Origin of the sequence: Faecousia intestinalis (assembly GCF_040096185.1) — a bacterium.
GTDB lineage: Bacteria > Bacillota > Clostridia > Oscillospirales > Oscillospiraceae > JAZOXB01.
The window spans coordinates 1-2,470 of record NZ_JBBMFF010000012.1 but is presented as its reverse complement, the minus strand read 5'-3'; the positions used below and the strand labels follow the sequence as shown (position 1 = coordinate 2,470).

General features: G+C 61.5%; 1 protein-coding gene. It reads left to right on the top strand.

The window, feature by feature from the left end; all coding sequences use genetic code 11:
* Positions 1–200: 200 nt before the first annotated feature.
* The gene (locus WMO66_RS00085) at positions 201–2,210 is read left to right on the top strand and encodes an LTA synthase family protein (RefSeq protein ID WP_349134369.1); all 2,010 of its coding nucleotides are present in this window, start codon (positions 201–203) and stop codon (positions 2,208–2,210) included.
* Positions 2,211–2,470 lie beyond the last annotated feature (260 nt).

Sequence of the window (2,470 nt, the reverse complement as noted above, 5' to 3'; positions counted from 1 at the left end):
TTGGCTCTCCCACTGGGAGAGCTGTCACCGAAGGTGACTGAGAGGGCCTTGCAGGCACTTTTGAATGGCAATAGCAAGCAAGGGGAGGGTCGATTTCCCTCTCAGGCGGCTGCGCCGCCAGCTCTCCCAAAGGGAGAGCCAAGTCCCGCAGCGCAAGGAAGTTCCCATACAATTTATCTGATCCCGGAGGGAAAACAAACATGAACAAACGTAAATTCGGGCCGTGGTGGCTCCTGCTGTTTTTCTGGGCGGAGCTGTGCTTTATGGAGCTGGTCGTCCATGCGGCCACGGCCCCGCAGTTCTGGCAGCCGGAGCTCGTGCTGCTGATGCTCTATCCGCTCGTTCCGGCGGTGCTGCTGTTTGCGCTGTGCCGCCTGTTCCCGCCGCGCGCGAACCGCGTGCTCGGGCCGGTGTGCAGCGGGCTTTGCTACATCTTCTTTGCCTCGCAGCTGGTGTATTACTCGATCTTCCACTGCTTCTACTCCGCCTATTCCATGGGAAACGGCGGGCAGGTCATGCAGTTCTGGAAGGTCACGCTGCACGCCATCCGCAAAAACTGGCTGCCGCTGAGCCTGATGCTCCTGCCGCCCGTGGGCCACGCCGTGCTCGGAAAGCGCTTTTCGGCGGCGCGGCTGCGCCTTCCGTATCTCCCGGCGTTTGCGGCGCTGGCCGTCGCCGTGCATTTCGGCCTGATGGCCCTGCTGCCGGTCTTCGGCACGCAGCCGCTTTCGGCCTATGACCTCTATCACAGCACGAACGACATGAAGCAGACGACGGCCCACCTCGGCCTGATGCCTGCGTTCCGGCTGGATGTACACCGGCTGCTGTTCGGCTTCGAGGGCGGCGAGATCGAGCTGGCGACGGAGACGAAAGCACCGATGGAGGCCCCGACGGAGGCCCCGACGGTCCCGGACGCCACGGAGCCGACCGTCCTCCCGGAGCCGGTGGTCGACACCAGCCCGAACGTGCTGGAGCTGGATTTTGACGCCGTGCCCACGGAGGGAAACGACGTGCTTTCGGAGCTGAACGCCTACTTCTCCTCGCGCACGCCGACGAACAAGAACGAAAAGACCGGCATGTTTGAGGGCTGCAACCTCATCCTCATTACGGCGGAGAGCTTTTCGTACCTCGCCATCGACCCGGAGCTGACGCCGACGCTCTATAAGCTGCAGACGGAGGGCTTTAACTTCACGAACTTCTACACGCCGTACTGGGACGTTTCGACCTCGGACGGCGAGTATGCCGCCCTGACCGGCACGATCCCGAAGCCGGGAACATGGTCGTTACGTGACAGCGCGGAGAACGCCATGCCGCTGACGATGGCTCAGCAGCTCAAGCGCCTCGGCTACAGCGCCTATGCCTATCACGACCACACCTATACCTATTATGACCGCAATCTGTCGCATCCGAACCTCGGCTATGTCTACCGTGCGCTCGGAAACGGGCTGGACGTCGAGGCGACGTGGCCGGAATCCGACATCGAGATGATCGACAAGACGACGGCAGACTACATGGGGAGCGAGCCGTTCCATGCGTATTACATGACCGTCTCCGGTCATCTGGAGTATAATTTCAACGGCAACGCCATGGCGAAAAAGAATCAGGACCTTGTGAAGGACCTGCCCTACAGCGGCTCCGTCCGGGCCTATCTCGCCTGCCAGATCGAGCTGGACCGTGCGCTGGAGCTGCTGCTGCAGCGGCTGGACGAGGCTGGCGTGGCGGAGAACACCGTCATCGCCCTGACGGGCGACCACTATCCCTATGGTCTGACGGACGAGGAGCAGAGCGAGCTTGCCGGGCACGAGATCGACACGCGGTTCGAGCGCTACCGCAACGCCTTTATCCTTTATAAAAAGGGCATGAAGCCGGAGCGGGTGGACAGCCTGTGCTGCACGCTCGACATTCTGCCGACGCTGTCGAACCTGTTCGGGCTGGACTTTGACTCGCGGCTTTATATGGGCCGGGACGTGTTCTCGGACGCGGAACCGTTCGTCCTCCTGCGCGACCATAGCTGGATCACGGAAAACGCAATGTATTATGCCCCGTCGGACGAGCTGATCCTGCTGCAGGGCAACGAGCTGTCGCCCGAGGAGGTCGAGGAGCGCAATCAGGACGTGAGCAATCGCTTCCGCGCCTCGGCATGGGTGCTCGAGCAGGATTACTGGAGATACCTGTTCGGGGATAACCTCCCGCCGGACGGCGAGAATTGAGAGTGGAAAGTGGAGTTTTTCCCATAGCTTCCCGCAATGCGCTGTAGGGGAGGGGCATGCCCCTCCCGGCGCAATGCTGCCGATTCGTACCGGCCGCCGTGAAAACGGTATGCACCAATTGCGTCTGTAGCGGCGGTCAGTGACCGCCTTTGGCAGCTGCAAATCTGGAGATATTTCCGGCGAATGTGTAAGGCTCCCAAGCTTGTCATTGCGAGGAGCGAAGCGACGTAGCAATCTCGCAGTACCCGGCCGCATCGTGG